Annotated in this window: 14 protein-coding genes; 10 read left to right on the top strand and 4 right to left on the bottom strand. The window is 58.7% G+C overall.

Features of this window, described 5'->3' with window-relative positions:
- The first annotated feature begins 10 nt into the window (after positions 1 to 10).
- From FEZ62_RS05910 to FEZ62_RS05895, 4 genes are all read left to right on the top strand, one after another.
- Entirely contained in the window at positions 11 to 1417 is a 1407-nt protein-coding gene (locus FEZ62_RS05910) for an aspartate aminotransferase family protein (protein ID WP_172927130.1), read from the top strand.
- Positions 1418 to 1483: 66 nt separating this feature from the next.
- Positions 1484 to 2479, top strand: a complete 996-nt coding sequence (eutB, locus tag FEZ62_RS05905) for a hydroxyectoine utilization dehydratase EutB (RefSeq protein WP_172927129.1) — start codon at positions 1484 to 1486, stop codon at positions 2477 to 2479.
- Positions 2466 to 3410 (top strand): cyclodeaminase, encoded by a 945-nt coding sequence (locus FEZ62_RS05900; RefSeq protein WP_150548353.1) that lies wholly within the window; start codon positions 2466 to 2468, stop codon positions 3408 to 3410. The genes eutB and FEZ62_RS05900 overlap by 14 nt, the downstream gene beginning before the upstream one ends.
- A 1-nt stretch (position 3411) precedes the next feature.
- On the top strand, positions 3412 to 4209 hold the full coding sequence (locus FEZ62_RS05895; protein WP_172927128.1) for an aspartate/glutamate racemase family protein: 798 nt from the start codon (positions 3412 to 3414) through the stop codon (positions 4207 to 4209).
- A gap of 26 nt (positions 4210 to 4235) precedes the next feature.
- Here the strand turns inward: FEZ62_RS05895 and FEZ62_RS05890 are convergent, their stop codons facing one another.
- On the bottom strand, positions 4236 to 5756 hold the full coding sequence (locus FEZ62_RS05890) for a 3-hydroxyacyl-CoA dehydrogenase (protein ID WP_172927127.1): 1521 nt from the start codon (positions 5754 to 5756) through the stop codon (positions 4236 to 4238).
- A gap of 2 nt (positions 5757 to 5758) precedes the next feature.
- A complete protein-coding gene (locus FEZ62_RS05885) occupies positions 5759 to 6529 on the bottom strand; it encodes an enoyl-CoA hydratase (RefSeq protein ID WP_172927126.1) in 771 nt (256 codons plus the stop codon).
- 283 nt (positions 6530 to 6812) lie between these two features.
- Here FEZ62_RS05885 and FEZ62_RS05880 point away from each other — a divergent pair, with 283 nt between their 5' ends.
- The 4 genes from FEZ62_RS05880 to FEZ62_RS05865 all read left to right on the top strand — a co-directional run bounded on the left by FEZ62_RS05880 (position 6813) and on the right by FEZ62_RS05865 (position 11417).
- On the top strand, positions 6813 to 7631 hold the full coding sequence (locus FEZ62_RS05880) for an IclR family transcriptional regulator (protein WP_172927125.1): 819 nt from the start codon (positions 6813 to 6815) through the stop codon (positions 7629 to 7631).
- A gap of 10 nt (positions 7632 to 7641) precedes the next feature.
- Positions 7642 to 8799: an acyl-CoA dehydrogenase family protein gene (locus FEZ62_RS05875; protein ID WP_172927124.1), complete on the top strand. Its 1158-nt coding sequence runs from the start codon at positions 7642 to 7644 to the stop codon at positions 8797 to 8799.
- 1 nt (position 8800) lies between these two features.
- The gene (locus FEZ62_RS05870) at positions 8801 to 10336 is read left to right on the top strand and encodes a class I adenylate-forming enzyme family protein (RefSeq protein ID WP_172927123.1); all 1536 of its coding nucleotides are present in this window, start codon (positions 8801 to 8803) and stop codon (positions 10334 to 10336) included.
- 238 nt (positions 10337 to 10574) lie between these two features.
- Positions 10575 to 11417: an SDR family NAD(P)-dependent oxidoreductase gene (locus FEZ62_RS05865; RefSeq protein ID WP_172927122.1), complete on the top strand. Its 843-nt coding sequence runs from the start codon at positions 10575 to 10577 to the stop codon at positions 11415 to 11417.
- 17 nt (positions 11418 to 11434) lie between these two features.
- Here the strand turns inward: FEZ62_RS05865 and FEZ62_RS05860 are convergent, their stop codons facing one another.
- Complete coding sequence (locus tag FEZ62_RS05860) at positions 11435 to 12031, bottom strand: TetR/AcrR family transcriptional regulator (protein ID WP_090515006.1); 597 nt, start codon at positions 12029 to 12031, stop codon at positions 11435 to 11437.
- Positions 12032 to 12185: 154 nt separating this feature from the next.
- Here FEZ62_RS05860 and FEZ62_RS05855 point away from each other — a divergent pair, with 154 nt between their 5' ends.
- On the top strand, positions 12186 to 13676 hold the full coding sequence (locus FEZ62_RS05855; protein ID WP_172927121.1) for an NAD(P)/FAD-dependent oxidoreductase: 1491 nt from the start codon (positions 12186 to 12188) through the stop codon (positions 13674 to 13676).
- Positions 13677 to 13735: 59 nt separating this feature from the next.
- A complete protein-coding gene (locus FEZ62_RS05850) occupies positions 13736 to 15187 on the top strand; it encodes an aldehyde dehydrogenase family protein (RefSeq protein WP_172927120.1) in 1452 nt (483 codons plus the stop codon).
- A 166-nt stretch (positions 15188 to 15353) separates the two neighbouring features.
- Here the strand turns inward: FEZ62_RS05850 and FEZ62_RS05845 are convergent, their stop codons facing one another.
- The gene (locus FEZ62_RS05845; protein ID WP_172927119.1) at positions 15354 to 17972 is read right to left on the bottom strand and encodes a LuxR C-terminal-related transcriptional regulator; all 2619 of its coding nucleotides are present in this window, start codon (positions 17970 to 17972) and stop codon (positions 15354 to 15356) included.
- Positions 17973 to 18061: the final 89 nt, after the last annotated feature.

The raw sequence follows: 18061 nt of genomic DNA, 5'->3' as shown, positions 1-18061 counted from the left end.
GGACATTATCATGACCCTCGACACCCAGAAAATTATCGAGATCGACCGCCAGAATGTGTTCCACGCCTCGACTCATCTCAAGCAGCACGCCCACGGCGAAAGCCCGGCGCGGATCATTACCGGCGCGCAAGGCATCCGCATTCAGGACTCGCTGGGCAACGAATTCATCGACGGCTTTGCCGGCCTGTATTGCGTAAACATTGGCTATGGCCGCACCGAAATGGCCGAAGCCATTTACGAGCAAGCCAAGCAGCTCGCGTACTACCACACCTATGTTGGCCACACGACCGAAGGCATGGCGCAGTTGTCTGAGCGCATCGTCAAGCTCGCAGGCCAGGGCATGAGCAAAGTCTATTACGGCATGTCCGGCTCGGATGCCAACGAAACCCAACTCAAGCTGGTTTGGTACTACAACAATATCCTTGGCCGCAAAGAGAAGAAGAAGGTCATCTCGCGTGACCGTGGCTATCACGGTTCGAGCATTGCATCCGGTTCGATGACCGGCCTGCCGGTGTTCCACGCCCACTTCGACCTGCCGCTGGAGCGCATCAAACACACCGTTGCGCCGGTCTACTATCGTCGCGAAGATGACGCGATGAGTGAGCAAGAGTTCTCGGTTTACTGCGCGCAAAAACTCGAAGAAATGATTCTCGCCGAAGGTCCGGATACCGTTGCCGCAATGATCGGTGAACCAGTGCTGGGCACTGGCGGTATCGTGCCGCCGCCAAAAGGCTACTGGATTGAAATCCGCAAGGTGCTGGATAAGTACGACATCCTGCTGATTGCCGATGAAGTGGTCTGCGGTTTCGGCCGGTTGGGTGTGGACTTTGGTTCGCAGTACTACGAAATGAAGCCGGACCTGATCACCGTCGCCAAGGGCCTGACCTCGGCGTATCAGCCGTTGTCCGGGGTGATTGTCGGCGAGCGTGTGTGGCAGGTGTTGGAGCAAGGCACCGACACCTATGGCGCCATCGGTCACGGCTACACCTACTCCGGTCACCCGATGGGCATTGCCTCGGCCATCGCCAACCTGAACATCATCGACCGCGAAAACCTCACCGGCAATGCCCGCGACACCGGCGCGTACTTGAAGCAACGGATGCAGCAAACCTTCGGCGATCACCCGCTGGTGGGCGAAGCCCGCGGCATCGGCCTGCTCGCAGCACTGGAGTTTTCCAGCGACCGCAGCAAGCGTCAGCACTTCGACCCGAACCTCAAGGTCGGCGCGCAAATCTCCGCTGCCTGCCTCGAAGAAGGACTGATCGCCCGCGCCATGCCGCACGGTGACATTCTGGGTTTTGCGCCGCCACTGGTGGTCACTCGCGACGAGGTTGATGACATCGTTGCCCGCGCCGAGCGTGCGGTAAACAAGGTGACCGACAAGCTGATCACCAGCGGTGACTGGCAAGCCAAGTAATAACCGCCAACGCACAAAGACCGGCCTCTCATGCGAGTCGCCGGTCTTTGCGAGATGAGGATAAACATGCAAGCCGAACTGACCCTCAAAGACATTTATCTGGCGCGCCAACGGATCGCCACACTGGCCGAGCGCACGCCTTTGTTGCGCAGTGAAAGCCTGTCGCGTCGCTGGAACTGCGAGGTCTGGCTGAAGCTCGACAACCTGCAGCCCACCGGCGCGTTTAAATTGCGCGGCGCAGTCAATGCACTGTCGGGGCTTGAAGCTGAGCAGCGCGAACGCGGCGTGGTAACCATGTCGACCGGCAACTTTGGCCGGGCACTGGCCTACGCCGGGCAGCATCTCGGCATTCCCGTGAAGGTGTGCATTTCTCATCTGGTGCCAGACAACAAAGTCGAAGCGTTGCGCCTTGCCGGTGCCGACGTGGTGATTCACGGCGCCACTCAGGATGATGCCGACACTCAAGCGCGGCGCCTGCAACACGAGAACGGTCTGGCCTATATCTCGCCCTTCGATGACCCGCTGGTGATCGCCGGGCAAGGCACCTGCGGCCTTGAGATCATGGAGCAACAGCCCGAGATCGACACCGTGTTTGCCGGACTCTCCGGTGGCGGATTGATTGCCGGTATTGGCTTGGCGGTAAAGACCATCAACCCACAGGCTCAGGTCATCGGCGTGAGCATGAATGAAGGAGCCGCGATGCTCGAAAGCCTCAGCGCCGGCCATCCGGTTCAGGTTGGCGAGGTCGCCTCGCTGGCTGACAGTCTGGGCGGCGGCATTGGCCTTGATAACGCCTGGAGCTTCGCCATGACCCAACGCTACATGGACCGTGGCTACCGGGTTGATGAGGCGCAAATCGCCCGCGCCATGCTGCACCTGTTCAATCAGGAAAAGCTCATCGTCGAGGGCGCTGCGGCCGTGGGTATTGCCGCCGTTGAACAACATCAAATCGACCTGCGTGGGCGGCGCGTGGCGCTGGTTATCAGCGGCCAGAACGTATCCCAAAAGACCTTTGCTCAAGCCTGTCGGCTGGCCGGAGAGAATGACCATGCACATTTATAATCGCCAGCAAATTGCCGATCAGGTCAAGCTGGATGCTGCTGCGCTCGAAGCGGTTGAAGCCGGGTTTGCAGCACTCGGCCGTGGTGAAGTCGAGATGCCGCCGATTCTCAGCATGAACATCGCCGAGAGCAATGGCGAGGTCGACGTGAAGACGGCGCATATCCGTGGCTGGCCGCGCTTCGCGATCAAGATCAGCCCCGGTTTCTTCGACAACCCAGCGCTTGGCCTGCCCAGCCTTAACGGATTGATGCTGCTGTTCTCAGCCAAGACCGGCCTGGTTGATGCCGTGTTGTTCGATGAAGGCTACCTGACCGATATCCGCACCGCATTGGCAGGCGCAATTGCGGCCAAGCACTTGTCGCGCAGCAATGCGCAATCGGTTGCGGTAATCGGTGCGGGACTGCAAGCCGAGTTGCAGGTTGCAGCCTTACGACTGGTTCGCGATATCCGCGAGGTACATGTGTACAGCCGCGATCGTCACAAGGCTGAAACCTACGCGGCGCATATGCAAACGTCTTACGGCCTTTCAGTGAGCGTTCACGACAGCGCTGCCAGCGCCTGTAAACAAGCCGATATTGTGGTCACCACCACTCCGGCGCGCGAGCCGGTTTTGCATTGGGCTGATTTACCCGAAGGCGTCCATGTGACGGCAATGGGCTCGGATAACCCGCATAAAAACGAGTTGCAGGCGAGCATTCTGGCCAACGCCGATGTGCTGGTAGTCGATCGCCTCAGTCAGTCACGCGCATTGGGTGAACTGCACCACTCGCCCGACTTGCAGCGCGAAGTATTCGAACTCGGTAACTTGATCTGCAATCAGCAGATCGCCCGCAGCAATGATCAGCAGATTACCGTGTGCGACCTCACCGGCACCGGTGTGCAAGACACAGCCATTGCCAACTACGCAGCACGCTTGCTTGAGGGCGCCTGAAATGATCGAAACCTTTGCCGAGTTTCAGGCATTGCAGCAACACTTTGAACACCAGAGTAATCAGGACGATGGCCGCGTAAGAGTCGGCCTGGTCCAGCTTGCCAGCGACTTCACTCTGGAAAATGAGTGGCGCCAACTGCTTGGCGAGCGCGTGGAGTTGTACAGCACTCGCACGCCCTGCAGCCCAACCGTCACGCCCGGCGGCTTGCGCGCCATGAGCCAGGGCTTGAGCCACTCAACCAGCCTTCTGGTGCCCGGTTTGCCACTGGATGTGATCGCCTTTGGCTGCACATCGGGGAGCATGTTGATTGGTGAGCAGGAAGTCGGCGCGCTGATCAACAGCGTTCGCCCGGGCGTCCCCGTGACCAATCCGTGGAGTGCTGTCAAAGCGGCGTTACGCGCGCTTGGCGCGCGCAAAGTTGCCGTGCTCACGCCTTACATCAGCGAGGTGAACTACCCGATTTTTCAGGGGCTGCGCCAGGCCGGTTTAACCATCAGCGCCTTTGGTACCTTTGGCGTGCTTGAAGACGCGCAAATCCCGCGCATACCAGCACCCGCTATTGAGCGTGCGGCAGAGCAACTGCTGCGCAATAACCCAGCCGATGCCTTGTTTTTATCGTGCACCAACTTGCACACCCTGGAGATTCTCGAGCGACTGGAGCGGCGCCTTGGCATACCGGTTATTTCAAGCAATCAGGCCTTGTTCTGGCACGTGTTGCAACTGAGTAACTGCGTGCACCGGCCGAATGGTTTCGGCGCACTGCTCACCGATAACCCATCGGCAACGCTCGCCAGCTAACCACTGCAGCACCGGCAGCAAAGCACTTACGCCTCGCAGCTAAGCAGAGACAACTCAAGCTTTGCCCGGCGTTTAAGCCACGGGCTGGGGCGGTAGCGCGGATCGAGGTAGAAGCTGTGCAGCTGCTCGAGGATCTGCAAAATTGTCTGCGCGCCAATGGCGTTGCCCCAGCTAAGCGGCCCTTGTGGATAACCCAGCCCAAGGCGAATGGCCTGATCGATATCAGTCGGCGTGGCCACGCGTTGCTGGGCCATGTCACAGGCCACATTGATCACCTGCGCCAACACCCGTTGCGAGACGAAACCGGCACTGTCGCGGATCACGCTCACCGCCATACCATCGCGGCTGAACAGCGCATGAGCGCAGTCGCGCCAGTGTGGCAAAGTCACAACCGTGGTCATCAACACACGCCGACGCGCCAGCGGCAACAGAGTGTCGAGCGCCACGCTGCGCTGCGGATCAAGCCCTTCGTTTAGCGCGCTGGAGGTGGCATCGTCGCCCAGCGGCAGCACAACTATCAGCGCATCGGCGCTGGGTTGGGCGCCATGTTCAAGGGTTGCGCCCAGCACAGTAAGCAGTTGCACCACGGCATCACGTGCATCCGCCCGGGCATGACTGACCCACACTGGCGGCATGCATTCGACCTGCGGGGCCGGTGCCTCGTCAGGGATTTGCGCGACACCGTCGACATAGCCATAGAAACCCTGCGCGGTTTTGCGCCCGAGCAAACCGGCATCGTAAAGCTGCTTGGTGATCACCGTTGGCCGATAACGCGGCTCCTGGTAATACTGCGCATAGAGCGACTCGGTGACCGGATGCGAAACATCCAGACCGGTAAGATCAAATAGCGCACACGGGCCCATGCGAAATCCGGCGTGCTCACAGAGGATTCGGTCGAGGTCTGCGGGTTCGAGTACAGACTCACTGAGAATGCGCATGCCCTCTGTGCCGTAGCCGCGACCACCGTGATTGACGATAAAACCCGGGGTGTCTTTGGCGCGCACGGCCACGTGGCCAAAGCGTTGGCCCAGCGCCAGCAGTCTTTCACCAACCCACGCCGCGCTTTGCAGGCCGTCGATAACCTCGACCACTTTCATCAGCGGCACCGGGTTGAAGAAGTGGAAACCGCCTATACGCGCCGGTACCCGGCATTTGGCCGCGATGGCGGTAACGGACAGCGATGAAGTATTCGTCGCCAGCAAACAATCCTCCGCAACGACCTCTTCAAGCTCTGCAAACAGCGCACGCTTGGCCTCGAGGTTTTCAACAATGGCTTCGACCACCAACTGGCAATCACTCAGTTCAGAGATGTGGCTAACGCTGCGTAATCGCTGAGCCGCCAAAAGTGCGCTGGCGGCGTCGAGTTTGCCTTTGCCGACGAGCCGTTCCAGCGTGGCGATAATGCTTTGCTTAGCGGATTGCGCAACGCCTTCACGCACATCAAACAGCAACACCTCGACGCCCGCGAGTGATGCAATTTGCGCAATGCCGGCGCCCATCACGCCAGCACCCACCACGGCCATTTGCCGAATATCTCGATTGGCCATGCTCATGCTCCCACATACACAGGTTTGCGCTTCTCCAGAAAGGCCTGCATGCCCTCTTTCTGGTCGGCCGAGTCGAACAACAGGTGGAAGGATTTGCGCTCCAGCATCATCGCCGCCTCCAGCGAGGCATCCTGCCCTGCCAGCAGCACCTCTTTGATTTGCATCACCGCCAGCGGCGGCATGCTGGCGATCAATTCAGCCAAGGCCAGCGCCCGCGCCTGCACTTGGTCATCCGCCACCACTTCACTGGCCAGCCCCATGCGCAGGGCGTCGGCCGCCTTCACCGGCAAACCGGTCAGCAGCATGTGCATCGCCTGAAATTTGCCGACTGCGCGCGTCAGCCGCTGGGTTCCACCCGCTCCCGGCATAATCCCAACCCGCACCTCTGGCTGGCCGAAACTGGCGCCCTCGCCCGCGACAATAATGTCGGCATGCATCGCCAGTTCACAGCCGCCGCCCAAGGCGTAGCCATTCACCGCCGCCACCACAGGTTTAGGGCATTGGGCGATGGCAGCCCAGAGCCGATGAGTATTGCGCAGCAGCATTTCCACCGCGCCGCGCTCGGCCATATCGCGGATGTCGGCACCCGCAGCGAATACCTCCTCGCCCCCGGTCAGCACGATGCAACGCACATCGGCAGCGTTGCTGAGCACAGTGAAGTGCGCCGCCAGTTGTTCGCGCACGGATTGGCTCAGGGCGTTACGCGCCTCGGGCCGATTGAGTCGGATCAGGGCCACGCCTGGTGATGGGCGCTCGAGAAGTACCTCACTCATAATCGACCTCTTGGCTTGATTATTATTGTTTCGCACAGCGGAATGAAGTTTTGCTTCATGGATTTAGCCTACGCAACTCGTTGCGGCTTCGCAGGCGGATTGATCGCCAATAAACGCTATGAATACCGCGTATTCAGTCACGCGATATGCACCTGCCAACTTTCGATTGAACTCTTAAATTCCGCTATGCGAAACTGAGTTTTAATTTATTGACTCACTTTCTCAGCCTGTGCCAGCATCAACGCCAGCGCCAGAAAGCTCACCTGACGCCCAAGGAACGACAATGGATAACCGCCAGCAGATCGACAACGAACTCGATAACCAAAGCCTTGAGCAGGACCGTCAGTTCGTCACAGCATTAGCACGAGGCCTGGAATTGTTGCGCTGTTTCCGCCCCGGCGAGCAGCTGCTGGGCAATCAGGAACTGGCCAAACGCAGCGGTTTACCCAAGGCCACCGTGTCGCGGCTGACCTACACCCTGTCGCGTCTGGGCTATTTGCAACACGTCGCCAGCTTGGGCAAATACGCACTCGACACCGGCGTACTGGCACTTGGTTATGCCCATCTCAACGGGCTGGATATTCGCCGTCAGGCGCGCCCACTGATGCAGGAACTGGCAGAGCAATCGCAGAGCTCAGTATCGCTTGGCGCCCGTGACCGCCTCAGCATGGTTTACACCGAAAATTGCCAAGGCCAGGGGCCGCTGACGCTGAGACTGGACATAGGCTCGCGCATTCCCATGGCCAGCACCGCGATGGGCCGCGCCTACCTCGCCGCCCTGCCGGATGCAGAGCGAGACTTGTTGCTCGATCAATTGCGCCAGCGCGCAGGCGAGCAATGGTCTGAGACTCGCGATCAGTTAGAGAAAGCCTTCCGTCACTATCAGGATTTTGGCTTCTGCCTTGCCTGCGGAGATTGGCAAAAAGACATCAACGCCGCCGGAGTCCCCCTGATAAAGCCAGACGGCTCCGGGGTCGTTGCGTTCAGCGTGGGCGGCCCGGCATTTGTGCTGCGCCAGCACATGCTGGAGGACGATTTAGGGCCACGCCTGGTTCATCTGGTTCGTAACGTCGAGGCCACTATAGGCCGACAATTCCAATAAGAGGTCGACAATGATCAACGATCAGGAAACGCTCAATCTGCTGCTCGATAATCTGTCTCGCTTTGTCCGCGAACGCCTGATGCCGAATGAGGCTGAGGTCGCTGAAAACGATCACATCCCTGACGACATCATCGCGGACATGCGCGAGATGGGCCTGTTTGGCATGTGTCTGCCGCAAGAATACGGCGGCATGAGCCTGACCATGGAAGAGGAAGTGATGGTGGCGTTTGAGCTGGGACGCACCTCGCCGGCATTCCGCTCGTTGATCGGCACCAACAATGGCATCGGCTCGCAGGGCTTGATCATTGACGGCACCCCCGCACAAAAACAGCGCTATTTGCCGCGCATGGCCACGGGCGAATTGGTCGGCTCGTTTGCCTTGACCGAGCCGGGGTCTGGCTCTGACGCGGCCTCGCTGCGCACCACCGCCGTGCGCGACGGCGACCATTACGTGCTCAATGGCACCAAACGCTTCATTACCAATGCGCCGCAAGCAGGTATTTTCACCGTGATGGCGCGCACCAATCCAGACATCAAAGGCGCGGGCGGAATTTCAGCGTTTATCGTCGAGGCCGGAACGCCAGGCTTATCGCTGGGCAAGATTGATCAGAAGATGGGCCAGAAAGGCGCGCACACCTGCGATGTGATCTTCGAAGACTGCCGCGTGCCAGCCGAAAATCTGATTGGCGGCGTCGAAGGCGTTGGCTTCAAAACCGCGATGAAAGTGCTCGATAAAGGCCGCCTGCACATTGCTGCCGTTTGCGTTGCCGCTGCGGAGCGCATGCTGAAAGACGCGCTGGATTACGCACTGGAGCGCAAACAGTTTGGCCAACCACTGGCTGAGTTCCAATTGATTCAGGCAATGCTCGCCGACAGCCAGGCCGATATTTACGCGGCGCGCTGCATGGTGCTCGACGCGGCGCGCAAGCGTGACCTCAAGCAAGATGTTTCGATGGAAGCCTCGTGCTGCAAGATGTTCGCCTCAGAGATGTGCGGCCGTGTAGCCGACCGTGCCGTGCAGATATTCGGCGGTGCCGGTTACGTCAGTGAATACGGCATTGAGCGTTTCTACCGCGACGTACGCCTGTTCCGCATCTACGAGGGCACCACGCAAATCCAGCAATTGGTGATTGCGCGAAATTTAATCCGCCGCGCGGAGCAACACTGAAATGATGTCGCTCAGCGCCAGGCTAGCGGCATTACCCCAACGACTGCACCACATAATCGCAACCCATCCGGACGCCGCGCCCGCCTTGTATGAGCAAGGCGAGCTGATGACTTTCGCGATGCTGCGCGACGCCGTCCAGGAACTCGCCCAGACCTTGCGCGATGAAGGTGTGCGCGCTGGCGACCGCGTCATGCTGGTAGCGGAAAACAGCCGCTTGCTGGTCGCCGCCATTCTCGCGGCGAGCCAGCTCGACGCGTGGGCGGTCATCATCAATGCGCGCCTGTCTGCCGGGGAAATAGAAACGATTCGCCAGCACTGCGCGGCGCGGCGCGTGTTGTTCAGCAGCGCTGTCTCAACGGACGCAGCAGCCCATGCCGAGCGTGCAGGCGCACAGATTCGCCAATCGGCCCTGCTCGGCAGCTATCACCTTGGGCCGCTGAATGACGCATGTGCGCCGGAGCCGGTTCACGCCGATCCCGCAATGCAGGTGGCTGCGATGATTTACACCACCGGCACCACCGGCGCCCCGAAAGGTGTGATGCTGACCCACCGTAATCTGATGTTCGTCGCCGATACCGCGCGCACCATGCGCAAGCTTACCGAGGCCGACAGCGTGTTTGCGGTGTTGCCGTTCTCGCACGTATTCGGCTTGTCGTCGGTGTGTTTGGCCAGTTTGTACGCCGGCTGTTCGCAGCATCTGGAAGCGCGCTTTGACCCCGCCAAGATGATCCGCGCGCTGGCGAACGACAATATCAGCATGATGCTCGGCGTGCCTGCCATGTTTGCCAAGGCGTTAGAGTTGGCAGACACGCAGCACATCGAACTGCGTGCCCCCACACTGCGCTTTATGTATGCAGGAGGATCGCCCCTCGACCAGACGCTGAAAGACACGGTCGAGCAACGTTTCGGCTGCGCGCTGCACAACGGCTACGGGTTGACCGAAAGCTCGCCGACCATCAGCCATACCCGCGTTGATCAACCGCGCCGGGATACGTCTGTCGGCCCGCCGATAGACGGCGTTGAGGTGCGCCTGCTGAATAGCCAGCGCTGCGCACCCGTTGCGCCAGGCGAAGTGGGCGAATTATGGGTACGCGGGCCGAACGTGATGAAAGGCTATTACCGCGCAGAACAGCAAACGGCCGCCGTTATCGATGCTGAGGGCTGGTTCAATACCGGCGATTTAGCCCGTGCGGACGCCGACGGTGCGCTGTTTATTGTCGGGCGCAGCAAGGAGCTGATCATCCGCTCGGGCTTCAATGTTTACCCGCCAGAAGTCGAAGCGGCGCTCAATGCCTACCCCGGCGTGGTCATGTCGGCGGTGGTCGGCCGCGCAGTGGACGGCAACGAAGAAGTGGTGGCATTCATTCAGGTGCTGGCACCCGAAACCTTCGATCTGGCGGCATTACAGGCGTTTCTCGCCGCACAACTGGCGCCGTACAAACGGCCCGGCGAGGTGCGCATTCTCAGCTCACTGCCGGCGGCGGCGAGCGGCAAAGTGCTCAAGCACCAGCTGCAAAAAATGGCGATGCACGCCTAGCCCGCCTCAGATAAACCGCCGCTGGCTGCAATGGCCAGCGGCGGCTGTGTCGATCCTGCCGCCGCTCATTTCCTCTTGATCATTCATCGAACGCATAGCGCTATATGCGCGTGAGCGGGACTATTGGCAGAGGAAATCCGTATAGGCTAATCTCATTATAAATAAGGTAAACACCTTAAATAATAAAAACCCGGATAGCTGCGTATTTGCGCGCTTATAACCGCTCAGGAGATAGCCAATGTCGAAGCTGACGCACTATTACAACAATAAGATCGCGGTGGTCACCGGCGCAGGTTCAGGTATTGGCCGGGCCATCGCAGAGCAGCTCAGCGCCAACGGCAGCCGGGTGTATTGCATCGACATCAACCTCAGCGCCGCCGAGCAAACCGCCGCATCACTGACAGACGCCGTGGCGTACGCACTGGATGTAACCGATGCGGATGCAGTGGGCGCATTTGCCAATGAAGTATTCCAGCGCGAAGGCCGGGTCGATCTGCTGTTCAATAACGCCGGTGTTGGCCATGCCGGTGCGGTTATCGACACTGAGCTGGCCGACTGGAAGTGGGTAATGGAGGTTAACGTGATGGGCGTCGTGCACGGTTTGCATGCCTTTTTGCCGCGCATGCTCAGCCAAACCTCGCCCGCGCACATCATCAATACCGCATCCGGCGCCGGCATTATTCCCATGCCGCGCACCGCGCCCTACTGCGCCACCAAGCATGCAATCGTTGGTCTCTCGCAATCACTCGCAGGTGAGCTGCATGGCAGCAACGTGGGCATCACCATTCTGTGCCCGGGCACGATCAACACTGCCATTATCAAGAACACCAAAATGCGTGGCAGCAGCGCACAACAACGCCAGGCGCAGGCGGTGAATCATTACGCAGAGAAAGGCGCGTCGCCCACACAAGTGGCGCAAGACGTATTGCGCGATGTGGTCAAAGGCAAACTGTTCTGCCTGACGCCAATGAAAGAAGTCGGCCTCGGCTGGATTCTGCAACGCCTGTCACCGGGCTTGATGCAACGCATCATGCGCGCCCGGATGGATCAGGTAGAAGGCGTTAATGCCACCCAGAACTGAGCGCTGCGTAAGGTGCTTTACTCAGCGGACAGAAAGGTATCTTGCGGGGCTGCATCTGCACGAATCAGGTAAGGCTCAAACAATGCAGCCATCTGTTTATAACCCCAGCTCAGGTGCTTTTTAGTCACGCGGGTAATGCCGTGGCGGGAGTGCAGGTACTCAATCCAGTAGGTCGAAATGATCCAGCTATTTTCCAGCAACACATCAAGCTCCGCCTCGGTGGCCCGTAACTGGCCGAGGCTGATCATCTCCTGCAACTTGCGGCGGCTGCGGGCTTGAACTTGATCGGACATGTCCTGCAATTGCAGGCGCATCGCCGGCTCCATGCTGAAAATGATCATGCTGTCGCGGTAAAAAAAGCGCCACTCCCACATCAGTTCAAACCAGTGGCGCAGGTGTTGGTCCTGAGAAGCCAGCTTGAGTTGTTCGGCGGCAAACTGTTCGAACAAGGCGTTAAGAATGTCGGTTTTTTTCTTGAAGTAGTAATACAGGTTGCCTTCATTGATACCCACCGCTTCAGCAATACCTGCGGTGGTAACAGCTGCAACGCTCTTGCCATTAAACAGTTTTCGGCAGGTCGCCAGTATTTGCTCACGGGTGCTTTGACGCTTCATGGATCGGCCTTGAATCGACTACCAGACATAAGGTATGCACCTTAGCTTAAACAGTCAGAACAATGCAGCGCAACGATGCTTAAATTCATCGTAGCAATCCAGAAATGTAAGTGCCGGCAAGGCGCTTACGCATAACAAGAATGGAAGAGAGCGTATGACAGTCAAACACTTTGATGTTCTAGTTTTGGGCGCGGGGCTATCGGGAATTGGCGCGGGTTATCACCTGCAAAAAAACTGCCCGAGCAAAACCTACGCGATTCTCGAAGCACGTGAAGACCTCGGTGGCACCTGGGATTTGTTTCGCTACCCGGGCATCCGCTCTGACTCGGACATGTTCACGCTGGGCTATTCATTTCGTCCGTGGACCTCTAACAAAAGCATCGTCGATGGCAGCGAAATCCTCCAATACCTGCGCGACACCAGCCGTGAATTTGGCATCGACAGCAATATTCGCTACGGCCACCGCGTAATCGCAGCCGCGTGGTCATCGGATGAGGCCCGCTGGACACTGGATATCGAGGTCGGCGAGCAGCGCACACCTGTCCAATACAGCTGTAACTTCTTCTATGTCTGCAGCGGTTATTACAGCTACGAGGGCGGTTACCAACCGGATTTCCCCGGGCTGGAAAACTACACCGGGCAACTGATCCATCCGCAGCAATGGCCCGAGGGCCTCGACTACAGCGGCAAGCGCATTGTGGTGATTGGCAGTGGTGCTACCGCCGTAACGTTGGTGCCTGCACTGGCGAAAAAGGCCGCGCATGTGACCATGTTGCAGCGCTCGCCCAGCTACGTGATGTCCCTGCCGGATGACGACGTGATAGCCAAAGCGATGCGCAAGGTTTTACCCAGCAGTTGGGTGCATAAAACCGTCCGTTTCAAGAACGTAATGCTCAGCACCGCGATCTACCGCTTGTTTCGCTTCAAGCCTGAATTTGCCAAGCGCCTGTTACGCAAAGGCATCGCCGCACACCTGCCGCAAGACTTTCCCATCGACACCCACTTCAAGCCCAGCTACAACCCGTGGGATCAGCGCTTGTGTCTGGTGCCTAATGGCGACTTGTTCACGGCGCTGCGTGAACAAAGTGCCTCTATCGTCACCGACCGTATCAGCAGCTTTACCGCAACCGGTATCACGCTTGAGTCGGGGCAGAGTCTGGATGCCGATATTGTCGTCAGCGCCACCGGTTTGAAGCTGGTCGCCTGCGGCGGTGTGCAACTGACGGTGGACGGTGCACCGGTAACCATTGGCCAGACTTACTCTTACAAAGGTTTGATGCTCTCCGGTATTCCCAACGCCGCCGTGTGTGTGGGTTACACCAACGCCTCGTGGACGCTGCGTGCGGACTTGTCGTCTGAATTTGTATGCCGCCTGATCAATTACATGAGCCGCAAAAATTACGACCAATGCCGGCCCCAAATTGCCCCGGGCGAAATGGATCAGCGGCCGTTACTGGACATGACGTCCGGCTACATTCTGCGCGCCGTGGAGCAGTTTCCAAAACAGGGCAAGCAGCAGCCGTGGCAACAGAACCAGAACTACCTGCAAGACCTGCTCAGCATGAAGTTCACCACGCTCGACGACAAAGCCCTGAAGTTTTCCCGCGCCCACGCAGCTTCCACGTCACTCAAGCAGAGCGCCTGAGCCCTTTTGCCATAACGCATGGGCGCAGCGCCGCGCCCGCTAAACAGCGGAGAATGCAGATGACTTTTATCGAACGTGAACAATCATTGCCCTCGGATGAGGTTGCGATCACTGAGTTGCAGCGCGTGTTTGCGCTACAGAAGAAAGCCTTTGTCGAACAGCCGCAGCCTGATCTTGATCAGCGGCTGGAATTGCTCGGTGCACTGGCGCATATGATGATCAGCAACCGTCTGAAAATTCAGCAGGCGCTGGTTGCAGACTTTGGCTCGCACCCGAGCCAATTTGCCGATTTGGTTGAATGCCTGGGCGTTGCCGGTCGCGTGCAATATGTGGCGAGCAACCTTGGCGAATGGATGAAACCGCAACAACGGCCCATTGAGCCGGCACTTTACGGCACGGCTAAGGCGTATGTGTTGGCGCAACCCAAGGGCGTGGTCGGCAACATGGCACCGTGGAACTTCCCCTTCGATATCGGCATTGGTCCTGTGGTTGAAATGCTCGCAGCAGGCAACCGGGCCATTATCAAACCGTCGGACCTGACGCCGGCCTGCAGCGAATTGACGCTTGAGATGATCAAGTCAACGTTTGATATTGATCAGGTCGCGGCCATCTCCGGCGGCCTGCAATTGGCCAAGTTTTTCCCGACTCTCAACTGGGACCATTTGATGTACACCGGCAGCACGGAAGTCGGCCGTTCAGTGGCAATCAGCGCTGCACAAAACCTCGTGCCAGTCACCCTGGAGCTTGGCGGCAAATGCCCTGCCTTGGTGGCCGCCGACGGCTTGAACAGCCGAAATATTGAACAAATTGTGGGCTGTAAAACCATCAAAAGCGGACAGATGTGCGTGACAGTGGATTACGCACTGGTGCCGGAAAATGAGCAGGACAATTTCGTTCGGCTGGTGCAACAACACATGGATGCAACATTTGCCCACGGAGCCAGCGAGGCCGACACTACAGGCATTATCAATGCCCGCCACCTGGCTCGCCTGCAAGGATATCTGGACGATGCGCAGGCCAAAGGTGCAACCCTGATTCCCATTGGCGATGCCACGGACAAAGCGACGCGCAAGATGCCGCTGACCTTGGTGCTCAACGTCACGGACGACATGGCGCTGATGCAAAACGAAATTTTCGGGCCGATCTTGCCGGTTACAACCTACCGCGACATTGATCAGGCCATTGCCACAATCAACGCCGGTGAGCGCCCGCTGGGCGTTTATGTGTTCACCGACACCCCGGCGATTGCCCAGCGGGTGCTGGCGCGGACCGTGTCCGGCGGTGCCTGTGTAAATTCTGCCGCACTGCATGCCGCGATGCCTTCTCTGCCCTTCGGCGGCATCGGCAAAAGTGGCAGCGGTCGCCTTCATGGCGTTGAGGGTTTCAACGAATTCTCGAATCAACGGGCTATTTTCGAGCGCGGCGAGAATGACAACATCCGCGCCATGTTCGCCCCGTACGGTGACCTGGCCAATGGATTGATCGAAGGCGCCCTGACAAGTGAAAGTTAATTTGAGCTTGGTGCTAAACAGGACCGCGGATAGCCCTGCGGGGCTATCCGCAATGGCTAGCTGAATACCTAATCGAGCGCCGATCAACTCCTCAAGCGCCCCAGCAGCACATCTTTGACCCCTCTTTCGCCCGGTAAGCAGATTCATACCGGGCACTGAGGATTATCTAACCTATCAATCCTTCAGCTTTGGCCAGCGCCACCGCTTGCGTGCGGCGCTGCACACCGAGCTTGGTATTGATACGCCGGGCATGCGATTTAACTGTGTGCAGCGAGATGAACAAGGCCTCGGCTATCTGCTGGTTGGAGCAGCCCTTGGCGATCAGGTCGAGCACGGCTATTTCGCGCTTACTCAGAACCGGCACACTCGATGGCAGGGTTGTATCCACTGCCTCACTGGCGCTGATCAGGTGCTGGCGCAAGGGTTGTAACTGACTATTGAGTAGCAGCACATCTTCCAGCCATTGAGGCTGCGATTGCATGAGTTCAAGCACGGGCCTGAAGTGTTCCTGACGCTGCGCCTCAAGCAGTGCTGCGGACAACTCCTGATCCGCGCGCTGCGGCTCACCGAGCTGTTCCAGCGCCTGAGCACAGTGCATTTGCGCCTGAGTGGCCAGGCTCAAGTGCCCGGATTCGGTGAACTCGTGCATCATCTGCTGCAAGTCGGCTAATGCTTGCGCCGTCTGGCCGGTGGCGATCCTGCCTCGCGCCTCCAGTAATCGCGACGTCGGCAATAAGTTGCAGAACCCGGAAGGCGCCAAAAACTTGTGCTCCTGCAGATGCTCACGCACTTCGGTAAACACACTCAGGGCTTTCTCGGCGTCACCCAGATGCAGCCAGAGTTGGCCCTTGGCCAGGCTCAACGCTTCGTGATAACGCATGCGCGGCACCCGATACGCCTGCATCTTCTGCTCGGCGTTACGCAGATGCTGCTGTGCGGCCTCAAAGTGACCTTCCTGCAAACACAACTCGGCCAGGCCGATATGGCCATGCAACGAGTAGGCATCTTCACAGGTTTCAGCCTCTTGTATGCCTGCTTCAAAGGCCTCGCACGCCTGCATCCGCTCGCCCCGCCCGGCATGCAGCAAGCCGCGCAAGAGCAACAACCTCGCATAGACCGGGCCGCGCATACCGCCGTCCTTCAAGAGGCTCACGGCATATTCAGTGCGTTCTTTGGCAACCTGGCGCTGGCCACGCATTATCAGCAAGTGCACCTGATCAATGGTAAGCAGCGCATCAAACAGGATGTTGCGGTGCTCACGCGCCAGTTTCAGCCCCTGATTGCAATGCTCTTCAGCCAGCGCCAGATTTTGCTCTGCGCCCGCCTGCTGGGTGAGCGCCTGATGACACAGAACCTGCTGCGACCAGCCACGCTCATCCAGTTTGCTCAGCGCTTCAAGGCAATGCTGGCGTGCACTGGCAAGGCCGCGCTGACGGTGTAACACGCCCATGATGACCTGATAATTGGCCAGCAGCAGTTGTTGCCGCTTGGCCGATGGCTGCGGCATGTAGCGCGCCAGCTCATCAATGCAGTCTTCGACTTCATCGAGGCGGGTACAAATGATCAGCGCCCAGGCTTGCAGAATAATCAGGTGCGGAGTGCTGGCAAACAAGCTCGCCGGCAGTTCTTCACGCCAGTGCAACAGCTGAGAAACACTCTGACCAATCAACAGCTGATCTTCACCGTAGCGCTGCAAATAGCTGGCAGCCGTTTCCGGCTGATCCGCACACAAGGCATGCTCCACGGCATCACGCACTTCACCGCGCTGGGCAAACCACTGGCACGCCAGAATGTGCTGATGCAACGGCGGCAGACATTGCGGGAGTAGCTTGAGCTGTTTGGCAAAGGCCGGCGACAGGCAATACCACTCACCTTGCGCATCCAGTTGGGACAAGAACAGCTGGTGCTGACGCAATTGCTCGATAACCTGAGCACCGTCGTGGACTTCAAGCATGTGCTGGCAAAGTGCGGCCGAGAATCGCGGTATATGCGCAAGGATCAGCACCACTTCGCGCAATTCGTCGGACAACTCATCGAGCACTTCGCGCTGGATGTATTCGAGTAACAGTGCTGAGCCCGCCTCAAGGCGCTGGCCCAACTCGGCCATATTGCCCTCGATCAGGTGCAGGCAAATGCCCGCGAGCCAACCCTCTGTGGACTGATGCAACTGGGAAGCCAACGGGCCCGGCAATGGGGCTTTGAGCTGCTGCAAGTAACCCGACAATTCATCAATACTCAGCGCCAGTGCCTGCGCATTACGCTCTTGGATTGCGCCCTGCAACAGCAGCCGCGGCAGATGCCATTCAGGCCGTCTGCGCCCGGCGATCCACCAGCGCAGTGTGTGCGGTGAGCGCTCAAGCAAATGATCGAGGCAGGCGTCCAGCTCAGCACAAGGCTGACGCGGGTAATCATCGAGAATGATCCACACCGGCTGCTGCACCAACCGGCCAATCAGCAAGCTCAGCTCTGTCGGCGCATCGCCCTCGCCGACCGGCAGTTGCAATGAGGCCGCCAGACGGGCAAGCAAATCATCAGGTGTAAGGGTGTGGCCGAGCAAATCAAGCCAGACAATACGCGTGGCCATACTGGCTTGGCGTACGCATTCATTGAGCAGCACGCTCTTGCCATAACCGGCCGGCGCGCAGATAAGAGTGACGCGGCTGTCTTCGCCTACAAGGCTTTCAACCAGACGAGGACGCGCAACATGATTGGCGGGTAGTCGCGGCAAGCTGACATCCAGCGCTCGCACACGCGATCCGGGTAACGCACGAACATTGTCGTGCATGGTCTGGCCTCTCTCTTATTAGTATAAGGCCTGCACCCATCCCCTCAGGTACAGGCTGATATTCGTGGAAAGGCGGCTCTGAGGCCGCC

Source organism: Pseudomonas sp. MS19 (assembly GCF_013277615.1).
In the GTDB taxonomy this organism is placed as follows: domain Bacteria; phylum Pseudomonadota; class Gammaproteobacteria; order Pseudomonadales; family Pseudomonadaceae; genus Aquipseudomonas; species Aquipseudomonas marincola.
The sequence above is the reverse complement of the archived record's forward strand: the minus strand, read 5'-3'. Positions and strand labels throughout refer to the sequence as shown.